This window comes from Microbulbifer celer, from assembly GCF_020991125.1.
In the GTDB taxonomy this organism is placed as follows: domain Bacteria; phylum Pseudomonadota; class Gammaproteobacteria; order Pseudomonadales; family Cellvibrionaceae; genus Microbulbifer; species Microbulbifer celer.
Genome location: NZ_CP087715.1, coordinates 2,019,742 through 2,033,525, shown reverse-complemented (window position 1 = coordinate 2,033,525; position 13,784 = coordinate 2,019,742). Strand labels below are relative to the sequence as shown.

General features: G+C 55.8%; 8 protein-coding genes and 1 tRNA gene. All 9 read left to right on the top strand.

What is annotated here, in order from left to right:
• Positions 1–128 precede the first annotated feature (128 nt).
• The 9 genes from LPW13_RS08510 to LPW13_RS08470 all read left to right on the top strand — a co-directional run bounded on the left by LPW13_RS08510 (position 129) and on the right by LPW13_RS08470 (position 13,565).
• The gene (locus LPW13_RS08510) at positions 129–1,988 is read left to right on the top strand and encodes a beta-ketoacyl synthase (RefSeq protein WP_230439006.1); all 1,860 of its coding nucleotides are present in this window, start codon (positions 129–131) and stop codon (positions 1,986–1,988) included.
• A 544-nt stretch (positions 1,989–2,532) separates the two neighbouring features.
• The gene (fadB, locus tag LPW13_RS08505) at positions 2,533–4,689 is read left to right on the top strand and encodes a fatty acid oxidation complex subunit alpha FadB (protein WP_230439005.1); all 2,157 of its coding nucleotides are present in this window, start codon (positions 2,533–2,535) and stop codon (positions 4,687–4,689) included.
• 11 nt (positions 4,690–4,700) lie between these two features.
• Complete coding sequence (gene fadA / locus LPW13_RS08500) at positions 4,701–5,876, top strand: acetyl-CoA C-acyltransferase FadA (RefSeq protein ID WP_230439004.1); 1,176 nt, start codon at positions 4,701–4,703, stop codon at positions 5,874–5,876.
• A 249-nt stretch (positions 5,877–6,125) separates the two neighbouring features.
• Positions 6,126–6,210 (top strand) — tRNA-Leu (locus LPW13_RS08495).
• A gap of 172 nt (positions 6,211–6,382) precedes the next feature.
• Positions 6,383–7,696 (top strand): trigger factor, encoded by a 1,314-nt coding sequence (gene tig / locus LPW13_RS08490; protein WP_230439003.1) that lies wholly within the window; start codon positions 6,383–6,385, stop codon positions 7,694–7,696.
• Between the two features lie 286 nt (positions 7,697–7,982).
• A complete protein-coding gene (gene clpP, locus LPW13_RS08485) occupies positions 7,983–8,627 on the top strand; it encodes an ATP-dependent Clp endopeptidase proteolytic subunit ClpP (protein ID WP_230439002.1) in 645 nt (214 codons plus the stop codon).
• Between the two features lie 253 nt (positions 8,628–8,880).
• Complete coding sequence (gene clpX, locus LPW13_RS08480) at positions 8,881–10,167, top strand: ATP-dependent Clp protease ATP-binding subunit ClpX (protein ID WP_230439000.1); 1,287 nt, start codon at positions 8,881–8,883, stop codon at positions 10,165–10,167.
• 332 nt (positions 10,168–10,499) lie between these two features.
• Positions 10,500–12,905: an endopeptidase La gene (gene lon, locus LPW13_RS08475; protein ID WP_230438999.1), complete on the top strand. Its 2,406-nt coding sequence runs from the start codon at positions 10,500–10,502 to the stop codon at positions 12,903–12,905.
• Between the two features lie 387 nt (positions 12,906–13,292).
• A complete protein-coding gene (locus tag LPW13_RS08470; RefSeq protein ID WP_078083765.1) occupies positions 13,293–13,565 on the top strand; it encodes an HU family DNA-binding protein in 273 nt (90 codons plus the stop codon).
• Positions 13,566–13,784 lie beyond the last annotated feature (219 nt).

The window sequence follows — 13,784 nt, the reverse complement described above, 5'->3', positions numbered from 1 at the left end:
AATCTCGCTCCCGCGGCTGGCCAGATGGTCAAATTTGCTGGCCAGTATGCCCATAACGAGGCCGAATCGCCAGCCCCTACACTGGCACGCCATTGATATTGCCCAAACTTGTCAGGCTGGAGGTCAGCATGCAGCGCCTACCCGTAATTACCGCGTTCGGCGGGTTTAACCCCGCTGGACGCAGCTCGTTCCACCGCGGCTACAAGCGGATGGTATTGGACAGCCTGACGTCGGCGGAGCGTACCGATACGCTTTCTGACCTGGCTGCACTGATGGGATTGCGTACCGGCAGCGATGCCGGTGGTCTCCTGGACGCAGCGCTGGAGCGTCAGGTCCTGGACGGTACCCTGGTGCGGGAGCTGGAGTCCCGTTACTACGACTACCGCAAATGTCATTTCCACCAGGCCGCGCAATTGCAGAGTGATTCCGGCTTTACCTTTGAAATGTCGGCGCGGCAATTGCCGAATCCGCTGCCGGATGGCTGGCAGGTGGAAACACTGACCTCCGGTCGCGTGCGCGTCCGTTGTGACAGTCTTTCTGTCATGCTCGACAGCCATCGGGAAATTGCGGTGGCGTCAGCGGGGCAGCTACCTACCGGTTTTGAGCCGGGGATGCAGTACAACTCCCGATTCCATCCGCGCGGTCTGCAACTCGCCATCCTCGGCGCGTCCGACGCGGTGCAGTCTCTGGGGATTGATTGGAATCTGGTAGCGGACAAAGCGGGGCCGGAGAATATTTCGGTGTATGCCAGCTCGGCCATGAGTCAGTTGGACCCCAACGGCAATGGTGGCCTGCTGCAATCGCGACTGCGTGGCGGTCGGGTCAGTTCCAAGCAATTGGCCCTCGGGTTGACCAGTATGCCGGCAGATTTCGTCAATGCGTATGTATTGGGGAGTGTCGGCACCACCGGCGCGGTAGCGGGGGCTTGCGCCACCTATTTGTACAATCTGCGCGCGGCGGTGGAAGATATTCGTAGCGGCCGCGCCCGGGTTGCGGTGGTTGGTGCTGCGGAAGCGCCACTGGTGCCGGAAGTGGTCGACGGTTACGCGACCATGGGCGCGTTGGCCAATATAGACGGTTTGCGAAAGGTCTTCGGTGGCGACATCGATTTCCGGCGCGCCAGTCGGCCCTTCGGGGACAACTGCGGCTTTACCCTGGGCGAGGGTTCTCAGTGGGTCGTACTGATGGATGATGCACTGGCTCTGGAGCTGGGCGCGCCGATACACGGTGCGGTCGCCAACGTATTTGTCAATGCCGACGGGCCCAAGAAATCCATTTCTGCACCTGGGCCGGGGAATTACCTCACTGTGGCCAGGTCGATGGCGGAAACCCGCGCAATCCTTGGCGATGAAGCCTTGCGCCAGCGGAGTTTCGTACAGGCCCATGGTTCCAGTACGCCGCAGAATCGGGTGACCGAGTCCGCTATTTTTGACCGGCTCGCCGAGGCGTTCGGCATTGAATCCTGGCCGGTGTGCGCGGTGAAAGCGTACCTCGGCCACACGGTAGCTGCGGCCAGCGGTGATCAGTTGATTGCCAGTCTGGGGATTTTTGCCCGCGGTATCCTGCCGGGCATCACCACCGTGGACCGGATCGCCGACGACGTACACCACCGCAATCTGGATCTGTCCCTGTCCCATGTGGAGCGGGCACCCGAATCACTCGATGTTGCGTTCCTGAACTCGAAGGGCTTTGGTGGCAATAACGCCACCGCCAGTGTCCTTGCGCCCCATGTGGTGGAACGGATGTTGGCCAAGCGGCACGGGGATGCCGCCTTCACCGCTTATCGCAAAGCGAACGAATCGGTCACTGAACGGGCACAGGCGTATGATGCCAGAGCCAGTAGTGGGGATCTGGATGCCATTTATCGGTTTGGCGAAGGCTTGATTGATGAATCCGGGATCACGGTAGACGGCGCGCGGCTGCACTTACCGGGCGGTGCCGGTGACATTGAGTTGCCGAGCGCGAATCCATTTGAGGATATGGTGTAACGCGAACAGTCCCCCTTAACCGGCGTGGTGCGAGACAGTGCCACGCTACCTTCAGTCAGTCTGCTCTCTTCCTTTTTTGCGATCGGTATCGCCTCGCTGCTGCCGAACCGGTACCGATTTCCTCCGTACACGCTACCCTTTGAACGGCCGTTTTCGACCCGTATTTCCTGTGAGCTTGTGTCCGGCACACCTTCGTTATGGGCCGTGGCTATTATTGAAGCGGGATGCCGGGGTGGGACGCCATGTGCGGTGCATGGTCGGCATTTCGTGCTGTACTGATTTTGATCAACTCGAGTTGGGTGCATATTTTGTGACCACTTGTAAGCAACGATGCACCAAACCGGACAGTATAAATGGCAGAAATGGTATTCAAACGTGTGTTTGAATCTGGCTATACTTGGGCTCCGTTGACTGCTGTGGGTGATTGCGTCACAAGAAGTTGAAGTGGCTGACGCGATATGCTCCGGTAGTCCGGACAAACTCCGACCCCCGGACCGGGGCTGATTGAGCAGCGAAATCCGGTCATCAGACAATGAGGTCAATAATGGTATTTAGTGGCAAAGCACTTTCTGTGCAGATGCTGGAAGACGGCATCGCGGAACTGAACTTTGATCTGCAAGGCGAATCGGTCAACAAGTTCAACCGTCAGACCGTTTCAGAATTCTCCGAGGCGCTGGACGCCATCGAAAAGTCCGGCGATATCAAGGGTCTTCTGCTCAGCAGTAGTAAAGACGTCTTTATTGTCGGTGCGGATATCACCGAGTTTGGCGACGCGTTCTCTGCCGGCGAAGAAGGCATCGCCGCGCTGATGAACAAGAACAATGAGAATATCAATCGCCTGGAAGATCTGCCGTTTCCGACAGTGGTAGCCATCAACGGTTATGCACTGGGCGGTGGCTTCGAGGTCTGTCTCGGGTGTGATTACCGCGTAATGGGCGATAAAGCCAAAGTCGGCCTGCCAGAAGTGAAACTGGGTCTGATTCCCGGTTGGGGCGGTACCGTGCGACTGCCACGCGTGGTTGGCGTAGATGTCGCAGCAGAGTGGATTGCCGCCGGTAAAGAGCAGCGTGCTGATGCGGCTCTGACTGCCCATGCGGTAGATGCGGTCATTCCTACCGACCAGCTGAAAGATGCAGCACTGAAGCTCCTGGGCCGCGCGATTGCCGGAGAGTTGGATTACAAAGCGCGTCGCGAGATCAAGAAATCCCCGATCCCCCTGAACGATACCGAAGCGCTGATGGCGTTCTTCACTACCAAGGCGTTTGTGGGGCAGCAGGCCGGTCGCAATTACCCCTCTCCCGTCAACGCGGTGACCTCTATCGAGCAGGGCTATAAGGTTGGTCGTGATGAGGCTCTGAAAATCGAGCAGCAGCAATTTATTGCCAGCGCGCAGACCGACACCGCCAAATCCCTGGTGGGTCTGTTCCTGAACGACCAGAAGATTGGCAAGGTTGCCAAGGGCTGGGAGAAAAAGGCTGACAAAAAGATCGAGCGCGCAGCGGTGCTGGGTGCCGGCATTATGGGTGGTGGTATTGCTTACCAGTCCGCTTATAAAGGCACGCCGATCAAGATGAAAGACATCAACCAGGACGGTATCGACCTAGGCCTGAATGAAGCCAACAAGCTGCTGGCCAAACTGGTCGAACGCGGACGTATGGACGCGAAGAAAATGGGGCAGGTGCTGAATCGCATCGAACCGACCCTCAGCTATGACGGCTTTGACGATGTGGATGTTGTGGTTGAAGCGGTCGTCGAAAACCCCAAGGTCAAGCATGCTGTGCTGACCGAGGTTGAGGGCAAGGTAAGCGACGACACCGTTATCGCGTCCAATACCTCCACCATTTCCATCGATACCCTGGCGGAGCCGCTGAAGCGTCCGGAAAACTTCCTCGGCATGCACTTTTTCAACCCGGTGCACAAAATGCCACTGGTGGAAGTGATCCGCGGCGAGAAAACCTCCGACAACGCGGTGGCCCGTGTTGTGGCCTACGCCAACAAAATGGGTAAAAAGGCCATCGTGGTACGGGATTGCCCCGGGTTCCTGGTGAACCGCGTGTTGTTCCCTTATTTCGCCGGCTTCTCCATGCTGGTGCGCGATGGCGCTGACTTCCAGCAGGTTGACAAGGTCATGGAGCGCTGGGGTTGGCCCATGGGTCCCGCCTACCTGATGGACGTGGTCGGCATCGATACCGGTGTGCACGCCGAGAAGGTGATGGCAGAAGGTTTCCCGGAGCGTATGGGGAAATCCTTCACTGCAGCCTCCGATGTGATGTATGAAGCCGAGCGTTATGGCCAGAAGAATGGCAAGGGCTTCTACAACTACGAAGAAGACAAGAAGGGTCGCCCGAAGAAGGTGGCAACCGATGAGTCCTACGAGCTGCTCAAGCCGCACGTGGCGGAGCGCCGGGAATTCGAGCAGGACGAAATTATCGAGCGCATGATGGTGCCTATGGCGACCGAGTTGGCCCGTTGCCTGGAAGAGGGCATTGTGGACTCTCCTGCAGAAGCCGATATGGCGCTGATTTACGGTATCGGTTTCCCGCCGTTCCGCGGCGGCATCTTCGCCTGGCTCGACAAGATCGGCCTGGATAACTTCGTGAAAATGGCAGAGAAGCACGCCGATCTGGGCGAGCTGTACAAGCCTACCGAAGGCATGCGTGAAATGGCGGCCAAAGGCGCCACCTACTACGGCGACAAGTAAGGAGAGTTTCCATGAGTTTGAATCCGAGAGATGCCGTAATTGTTGACTACGCGCGTACCGCCATGGGTCGCTCCAAGAACGGGGTTTACCGCAATGTGCGTGCCGACGATATGTCTGCAGAGCTGCTGAAGAAGTTCCTGCAGCGCAATGACAAACTGGACCCGAAAGAAATTGATGACCTGATCTGGGGTTGCGTCATGCAGCGTGACGAGCAGGGCTTCAATGTGGCGCGTATGATCGTGCTTCGCGCCGGCCTGCCGCACACCATTCCTGCTCAGACCGTGAATCGTCTTTGTGGCTCTTCCATGTCTTCCCTGCATACCGCTGCGGCCAACATTCAGGCCGGCGTGGGTGATGTGTACGTTGTTGGTGGTGTGGAGCACATGGGCCACCTGAACATGATGGAGCATGTGAGCCCGAACCCCATGTTGGGGCGTTATATGGCCAAGGCGGCCGGTTCCATGGGTATGACCGCAGAATACCTGGCGATGATGCACGGTATTCAGCGCCAGCAGATGGACGAGTTCGGTGCCCGCTCGCACCAGCGCGCCGCAGCGGCCACCAAAGAAGGTAAGTTCAGTCGCGAGATTATCGCCATTGAAGGTCATGACGATGACGGTGTACCGCTGCTGGTCGAGACCGACCAGACTATCCGTCCAGACACCACCGTCGAAGGTCTGGCGCAGTTGAAGCCTGCGTTTGACCCTAAGAACGGGCAGGTGACTGCGGGCACTTCGTCCCAGATTACCGATGGGGCGTCCGTAATGCTGGTTATGTCCGCCGAGCGCGCCAAGGCGCTGGGCCTGACGCCCATTGCCAAAGTGCGGGATATGGCCCTCGCCGGCGTGGATCCGTCCATTATGGGTTACGGCCCGGTGCCGTCCACGCAGGCGGCGTTGAAACGCGCGGGTCTGTCCATCGACGATATCGACAAGGTGGAACTCAACGAAGCCTTCGCAGCACAGGCGTTGCCGGTGCTGAAGGATCTCAGTCTGCTGGATAAGATGGACGAGAAGGTGAACCTGTACGGTGGTGCGATCGCGCTGGGTCATCCATTCGGGTGTTCCGGTGTGCGGATTACCGGCACCTTACTGTCAGTGATGCAGAATGAAGGCGGAGACCTGGGTGTCTCCACTATGTGTATTGGTCTGGGGCAGGGGATTACCACGATTCTCGAGCGCGTGTAATTCGCTGGCCGCTTAAATGGCTGATGAAACACGGGGCGCCAATTGGCGCCCCGTGTTTGTATGGGGGCGGATATTGATCGCTGTGGGCTGGCTTGTCGCTCTGCTTCGCGGCGCAGCAAAGTATTTGCCCCCACCTGTTGTTGAAGCGGTGTGCCCACTGTGGCACAATCTGCTCCCCTCGTTAGGGCCTTAAACAGTTTTTCATGTGAAATTGCAGGGAAATCAAAGGCTTAGGGGAGTTTTGGACACGGGGACGTGGTGGAATTGGTAGACACGCCAGATTTAGGTTCTGGTGCCGCAAGGTGTGGGAGTTCAAGTCTCCCCGTCCCCACCAATTTCTAGAATTTCTCAGTCCGTGCCTCTGGTGCGCCTCATTTTGGAGTGCCGGCGCGGGCTGTTTGTATTTGGTGGCCGGTAATTCCTACCGGTAGAACACTGATCGCTGACACTGCGGTAGGGCGCATACCCTGGCAGTGTGTGAATAGAAGAGTCTCACGAGGATTAACATGCAGGTTTCCATCGAAACAACCTCCGGCCTGGAGCGTCGCTTAACTGTTAACTTGCCGGCCGAGGTGGTAGATCAGGAAGTCGACAAGCGCCTTCAGCAAGCCGCCAAGACCGTGCGTATCAACGGTTTCCGCAAGGGTAAAGTGCCGCTGAAAGTTGTGCGTCAGCGCTATGGCGCCGGTGTTCGCCAGGAAGTGCTGGGCGAGGTGATGAGCCGCTCCTTCTATGAAGCCGTTCAGAAAGAAGAAGTCAAGCCGGCGGGTCAGCCGAGCATTGAAGCCAAGAATGTGACTCCGGGTGAAAACCTTGAGTACGTGGCCACTTTTGAAGTGTACCCGGAAGTGGAGCTGGCAGATCTGTCTGAGGTCGCTGTTGAGCGTCCGGTAGCGGAAGTAACTGACAGTGACGTCGATAATATGATCGACGTGCTGCGCAAGCAGCAATCCGGCTGGAAGGAAACCAAGCGCAAGGCGCAGAAAGGTGATCGCGTCACCATCGACTTCGTTGGCCGTAAAGATGGGGAAGAATTCGAGGGTGGCTCTGCGGAAGGACACCAGCTGGTACTGGGCTCTGGCAATATGATCCCAGGCTTCGAAGACGGCATCATCGGCATGAAGCCGGGTGAAGAGAAAGAAGTTGAGGTGACTTTCCCGGAAGATTACCAGGCGGAAGATCTGCGCGGCGCAGAAGCTGTGTTCACCATCAAGGTGACTGGCTCTGAAAAGCCTGAGCTGCCGGAATTGAACGACGAATTCTTTGCCGCTTACGGCGTTGAAGAAGGTGGTGAAGACAAGTTCCGCGAAGAAGTGCGCGGCAATATGGTGCGCGAGCTTAAAAATGCGGCACTGAACAAGGTCAAGACCCAGGTCATGGATCAGCTGTTTGAAAAGCACCAGGTAGAAATTCCTGCCGCGCTGGTGGCAGGTGAGGTTCAGACCCTGCGCGGCCAGATGGTTCAGCAGTTCGGTGGCCAGATCAATCCGGAAGATGCAGCGAAGATGCTGCCGGATACCATGTTCGAAGATCAGGCAAAGCGTCGCGTGGTGCTGGGCCTGGTCGTTGGCGAAATCGTCAAAGAAAACAAGCTCAGTGTCGATGCGGATCGCGTCAAAGCGAAGGTTGAAGAGCTGGCTTCCACCTATCAGCAGCCGGAAGAGGTGGTGGAATACTACTTCAATAACCGCGAGCTGCTGGCCGGTGTTGAATCCGTAGTTCTGGAAGACCAGGTTGTAGACTTCGTACTCGACAAGGCCAAGGTGAGCGAAGTCGAAAGCAGCTACGACGATGTGATCAAGCCTCAGAAGCAGGCCTGATCAATCTGTGTCTGTTCAAGAGCGGCCACCTCAGGGTGGCCGTTTTTCTTTGTGGGGCTTGTTCTTCAGGGCGTGGTTGTTTTTTGTTACGCCGGGCTGGAATGCGCGTGCTTTAAAGTGCAACTTCCTTCGAATGACAGCCCGGTTCCCGGCTGGCTTTCTCGCCCCTGAGCAGTTAAGCTCAGAATGACTGTTTACCTCGCTTTGCGCTTGGCAATATTTATTGATTGTCTTTGGTTGCTGAGCGATTCCCGCCAAATACGCCAAAAAAGGAAGCATCGTATCCATGGCAGATTTTGATTACTCCGCAAAATCCCACGAAATTTCGGCCGCCGGCGGCCTGGTGCCCATGGTGGTGGAGCAGACCGCCAGAGGTGAGCGCTCGTTCGACATCTATTCCCGTCTGCTCAAAGAGCGTGTGATTTTTCTGGTGGGCCCAGTCGAAGACCACATGGCCAACCTGGTGGTGGCCCAGCTGTTGTTCCTGGAAGCGGAAAACCCGGACAAGGACATTCACCTGTATATCAATTCACCAGGTGGTTCTGTTACTGCGGGGATGTCCATTTACGACACCATGCAGTTCATCAAGCCCGATGTCAGCACCATGTGCATCGGCCAGGCCTGCAGTATGGGGGCGTTTCTGCTGACCTCCGGTGCAGAAGGCAAGCGTTACTGCACGCCGAACTCCCGCGTCATGATTCACCAGCCCAGTGGCGGCGCCCAGGGGCAGGCATCGGACATCCATATCCATGCGCAGGAGATTCTCAAGATCCGTGCTCGCCTCAACGAGATCATGGCGCATCATACCGGCCGCAGTGTGGCGGATATCGAGCGGGATACCGAGCGCGACAAGTTCCTGAGTGCTGACGAAGCCAAGGAATACGGCCTGGTGGATGATGTGCTGTCACGTCGCGAGGTGGCGGGTAAATAATCCCGTCTTTTTGCCAGGTTGGCGTTTGAAGTACCAAAATAGATAATTTAGATGGAATGTGTTGCCACCCGTATAGGGCGGTGGGCAGCACGTTATCAGTGTCAGTCAGGGGCCGTGTAACACGGCAATTTTCAATGGTTCGGTGCGGTCGGGGAACAAAAGGCTTGAAAAACCTGCCAAAAGATCGCATCTTGCGTATGAACCCTTTTTGCCGCCGAGTTTTGGCTGGCTGACGAGACCACGGAGTACATGCATGACTGATCAGAGCAGCGGAGAAGACAACGGCAAGCTTCTGTACTGTTCCTTCTGTGGCAAGAGCCAGCAGGAAGTTCGAAAATTGATTGCCGGCCCGTCCGTGTATATCTGCGATGAGTGCGTAGAGCTTTGCACCGATATCATCCGTGAAGAGGTGCAGGAATCTGTCGATGGGGACGATGGGCGTCTGCCGACCCCACAAGAAATTACCGAGATTCTCGACCAGTACGTAATCGGTCAGGCGCGCGCCAAGAAGGTGCTGGCTGTCGCGGTATATAACCACTACAAGCGTCTGCGCTCCGGCAAGGGCGTTAAAGGCAAGGACGAGGTAGAGCTCGGCAAATCCAATATTTTGCTGGTGGGCCCGACCGGTAGTGGTAAAACCCTGCTGGCCGAAACCCTGGCTCGCCTGCTGAACGTACCTTTTACCATCGCCGACGCGACCACGCTGACGGAAGCGGGCTATGTGGGGGAGGACGTTGAGAACATCATCCAGAAACTGTTGCAGAAGTGCGATTACGATGTCGATAAGGCCCAGCAGGGCATTGTCTACATCGATGAAATCGACAAGATTTCCCGCAAGTCCGACAACCCCTCGATTACCCGGGATGTCTCCGGCGAAGGGGTGCAGCAGGCACTGTTGAAATTGATTGAAGGGACTGTCGCCTCTGTGCCGCCGCAAGGTGGTCGCAAGCACCCGCAGCAGGAGTTTCTGCAGGTCGACACCTCCAATATCCTGTTCATCTGTGGCGGCGCATTTGCCGGCCTGGACAAGGTCATTCGCGATCGCTCCGAGAAGGGCGGTATCGGGTTTGGTGCGGAGGTGAAATCCAAAGACAGCAACAGTAACTTTGGTGAGGTGTTGCTGGATCTGGAGCCGGAAGATCTGGTGCGCTACGGCCTCATCCCCGAGTTTGTCGGTCGTCTCCCGGTTACCGCGACTCTGGAGGAGCTGGATCGCGCGGCCCTGGTTCAGATCCTGACTGAACCGCGCAATGCCTTGACCAAACAGTACTCCAAGCTGTTCGATATGGAAGATGTGGAACTCGACTTCCGTCCGGATGCGCTGGATGCTGTTGCCAATAAGGCGATGGAGCGCAAAACCGGTGCTCGTGGCCTGCGTTCGATTATGGAATCCGTACTGCTGGAAACCATGTACGATATTCCGTCCATGGATAATGTGGCCAAGGTCGTGATCGACGAAGCGGTCATTAAAGGTGAATCGGCGCCATTGTTGGTGTACGAGCAGGCTGAAACCGCTCAGAAGGCCGCGCCGGAAGAGTGAGTCGACGGTTAGCGTGACTATCGTTTCTGATCCAAAGGCCCCATCCGGGGCCTTTTTCGTATCTCCCCGTTGTCGTTGAATCACTTCCGGCGCATTGTATGTTGCATTTCCGGGGCGCAGAGAAAAACGGTATTGTTTCTCGTTGACCCGGCTGCCGCCAAATTAAACTTATTTTGCGACTACACCCGGAGTAGACTTGTTATTCTGGTCTATGCCCCCAACATAGCCCTACAACTGGCTAATTTCCCGTGGTGTGCTTTCGGCGCAGCGCTGATAGAAATGCCGAGAAACGGGCGGTGGGGCACACTGCCTAGAGGGCCGAGAGGAGTTTTATGGAACAGCCAACCGAGAATCTGAACGAATACCCACTATTACCCCTCCGGGATGTCGTGGTCTACCCGCATATGGTGATCCCACTGTTTGTCGGTCGGGAAAAATCCATAGATGCTCTGGAAGAAGCCATGCGCAGCGACAAGCAGGTTCTGCTTGTGGCGCAGCGCCAGGCGTCCGAAGACGATCCGGGTGTCGATGATATCTACCGCGTTGGTACTGTTGCCAGTGTGCTGCAGTTGCTCAAGCTGCCGGACGGCACCGTCAAGGTGTTGGTAGAGGGCGGGCACAGAGTGCGCGTCGAGGAAATTCGCGAGGGTGAGAAACACTACCGGGCTTCGGTTACCGAGTTGGAAACGGAAGAGTTGCCAGAAGCCGAGTCCGAGGCGCTGGTGCGTTCCGCCATGTCTCAGTTCGAGCAATATGTGAGCGTGAGCAAAAAAGTGCCTAACGAGGTGATTACTTCCCTCTCGGGCATCGATGAGCCCGGCCGGCTGGCGGATACCATCGCCGCGCACATGTCATTGGATTTGCCTCAAAAGCAGGATCTTCTGGAAACCGTCAGTGTCAAGGAGCGACTTGAGCATCTGCTGGGCCTGATGGATTCAGAGATCGACCTGATTCAGGTGGAAAAGCGCATTCGCGGCCGCGTTAAAAAGCAGATGGAAAAAAGTCAGCGCGAGTATTACCTGAATGAACAAATGAAGGCGATTCAGAAGGAATTGGGGGAAATCACCGAAGAGCCCAATGAAATTGAAGAGCTGGAACAGAAGATTGCCGACTCGGGCATGTCCGCAGAGGCAGAAAAGAAAACACGCGCCGAGCTCAGCAAGCTCAAAATGATGTCACCAATGTCTGCAGAGGCATCGGTATTGCGTAGTTATATCGACTGGATGCTGAGCGTTCCCTGGAAAAAGGCCAGCCGAGTACGCCATGATCTGATCAAGGCGGAAGAGATTCTGAACAAGGATCACTACGGGCTCGAGGAAGTCAAAGAGCGCATCCTTGAATATCTCGCGGTGCAAAAACGGGTGAAAAAGGTCAAAGGGCCAATCCTTTGTCTGGTTGGTCCCCCTGGTGTTGGTAAAACCTCGCTGGGTGAATCTATTGCTCGAGCCACCAACCGCAAGTATGTGCGCATGGCATTGGGCGGTGTGCGTGATGAAGCTGAAATCCGTGGCCATCGTCGTACTTATATAGGGTCCCTTCCGGGTAAACTGATTCAGAAGATTTCCAAAGTAGGTGTGAAGAACCCGTTGTTCTTGCTCGACGAAGTCGACAAGATGGGTATGGACCACCGTGGCGATCCCGCATCTGCATTGCTGGAGGTGTTGGACCCGGAACAGAACAAGTCGTTTAACGATCACTACCTCGAGGTCGATTACGATCTCTCCGATGTGATGTTTGTGTGTACCTCAAACTCCATGAATATTCCGGGGCCGCTGCTGGACCGGATGGAGGTCATCCGAATTCCAGGTTATACCGAGGATGAAAAACTCAACATCGCGCAGCGCTATCTGGTACCGAAGCAGCGTAAAGCGGCGGGTCTGAAAGACAATGAGCTTGAGCTTACCGACAATGCGGTGCGGGACATTGTCCGTTATTACACGCGCGAGGCGGGCGTTCGTGGGTTGGATCGTGAAGTGGCAAAAATCTGCCGCAAAGTGGTCACCGAGCATGTGCGCAAGTCGACTACCGATAAGGTCAAGATTGATTCGGCGCAGATGGAAGATCTGCTGGGTGTTCGCAAGTTCGACTTTGGGCGTGCCGAGGAAGAAAACAAAATTGGTCAGGTAACCGGATTGGCGTGGACCGAAGTGGGTGGCGAGCTGCTCACTATCGAGTCTTCAGCCGTCTCCGGTAAGGGAAGGGTTATAAAAACCGGTTCCCTTGGTGACGTAATGCAGGAGTCTATCCAGGCGGGTTTGACCGTTGTGCGCGCGCGCTCTCAGTCCCTCGGGATTGCACCGGATTTCCAGGAAAGTCGTGATATCCATATCCACGTTCCGGAAGGCGCGACACCGAAGGATGGTCCTTCCGCGGGTATTGCCATGTGTACAGTGCTTGCCTCTGTTCTGACCAATATCCCGGTGCGATCTGATGTGGCGATGACGGGAGAAATCACCCTGCGAGGTGAAGTGCTCCGAATTGGCGGGCTTAAGGAAAAGCTGCTTGCGGCCCATCGTGGCGGAATTAAAACCGTGTTGATTCCGGCAGATAATGAGCGCGATCTCAAGGATATTCCTGATAACATCCAGCAAGACCTGGTGATCAAGCCGGTAAAATGGATTGACCAGGTATTTGAATACGCGCTGGAGCGATTGCCGAGTCCTCTCAGTGACGAGGAGTTTTCTGCGCTGCAGAAGCAGGCCATGGAGCGTTCACACGGATCAGTGCAGACACACTGAGGCCTATTCCTGGGCGTAACGATACGGTGGCGCAGTGTGGATGCACTGTGTCCCTGTTTTTTGCCCAACTTTTGATTGAATTTCACCACCACTCTCGCGTAGAGTACTCGCCGCCTTGCAGGTTTCAGGTTAAAAATTAACCTTGCCGGATAATGCCTGAACAAGTGCGTGTTAAAATTGCACAACTCCTCGCAAAGCCGCATGGTTCCTTGACCCTTCCACAGGCAGTTGGTATAAAACGTGGCTTATTGCGCTGCGGAGGAACACTGCAGGTGATCAAAAACTCGCTGCGAGCTCGCATGCAAAATCCATCCCTGCCAGGGGTGGTCCGAATTCAAATACGTACAATTACGTAAAGAAACCCAGAAAAGAACAGAGGGATATAGCGTGAACAAGTCCGAACTGATTGAAGCCATCGCGGCGTCTGCCGACATTCCGAAGGCAGCTGCCGGCCGTGCTCTGGACGCCATGGTAGACAGCATTACTGACGCCCTGAAACAAGGTGATCAGGTCGCACTGGTTGGTTTTGGTACCTTCGCAGTGAAAGAGCGTGCTGCCCGTACCGGCCGCAACCCGCGCACCGGCGATCCGATTGAGATTGCCGCGGCCAAAATCCCGAACTTCAAAGCTGGTAAAGCTTTGAAAGACGCGGTGAACTGATAAGTCTCGTATCAAGCGAAGCTTAAAGGAGGCGTATCACTCGGATGCGCCTTTTTTGTTTCTGAAATATTGAATTTTTACATCTGGGGTCGCTGAGCCTTCAGCGCGATTTGATGGCGAAACCCTCCGACAATAACTGTCGAGCTTTCGTCACAGTGCTGAAGCAAGAATAAATCAAACGCCCGGAATGTTTTGTTAAGAGTTAACTTCGGAGCTGAA

What these genes read in the sequence shown, in the direction of transcription:
- LPW13_RS08510 (WP_230439006.1), top strand. Translation starts at nt 129, where the DNA reads ATGCAGCGCCTACCCGTAATTACCGCGTTCGGCGGGTTTAACCCCGCT.
- fadB (WP_230439005.1), top strand. Translation starts at nt 2,533, where the DNA reads ATGGTATTTAGTGGCAAAGCACTTTCTGTGCAGATGCTGGAAGACGGC.
- fadA (WP_230439004.1), top strand. Translation starts at nt 4,701, where the DNA reads ATGAGTTTGAATCCGAGAGATGCCGTAATTGTTGACTACGCGCGTACC.
- tig (WP_230439003.1), top strand. Translation starts at nt 6,383, where the DNA reads ATGCAGGTTTCCATCGAAACAACCTCCGGCCTGGAGCGTCGCTTAACT.
- clpP (WP_230439002.1), top strand. Translation starts at nt 7,983, where the DNA reads ATGGCAGATTTTGATTACTCCGCAAAATCCCACGAAATTTCGGCCGCC.
- clpX (WP_230439000.1), top strand. Translation starts at nt 8,881, where the DNA reads ATGACTGATCAGAGCAGCGGAGAAGACAACGGCAAGCTTCTGTACTGT.
- lon (WP_230438999.1), top strand. Translation starts at nt 10,500, where the DNA reads ATGGAACAGCCAACCGAGAATCTGAACGAATACCCACTATTACCCCTC.